At 51.1% G+C, this 370-nt stretch carries 1 protein-coding gene; it reads right to left on the bottom strand.

All coding sequences use genetic code 11. The annotated features are described in order from the left end of the window. The coding region (locus tag GO013_RS16805; RefSeq protein ID WP_163813197.1) for a transposase at positions 1–358 on the bottom strand (358 nt) is incomplete at its 3' end. Positions 359–370: the final 12 nt, after the last annotated feature.

Consider the following 370-nt stretch of genomic DNA (forward strand, 5'->3'; position numbering starts at 1 on the left):
TCAAACCACTTTGTCGTACAACTGGCGCAAGACCTAAATAAGCCGTGACCTCCTCGCTACGGTTGAATCGTTCTGGGCGGAATATTTCCGCCGCAAATGTCGTTGCCACGACTTCGCCTACTCCAGGAACGGACCTCATTGCGGCAATGCGTCTTGCCTCGTCTTGTTCCTTGGAAGTGATGCGTAAGCGTAAATCAATTTGACGTTGTGCGGCTGAAAAATAGTTTAATTCATCGAGTAAGCTTGTTCGATAATCGTCTGCGCCGGGCGGCAGTGGAATGATTGCCAGAGCTGCAATAGCGGCTTTACTCCAATGGTCGATACCTGCTGGCTCGGCCACACTCAAAGACAGCAGCAAACCTCGAATCCG

This window comes from Pseudodesulfovibrio sp. JC047, assembly GCF_010468615.1.
GTDB lineage: Bacteria > Desulfobacterota > Desulfovibrionia > Desulfovibrionales > Desulfovibrionaceae > Pseudodesulfovibrio.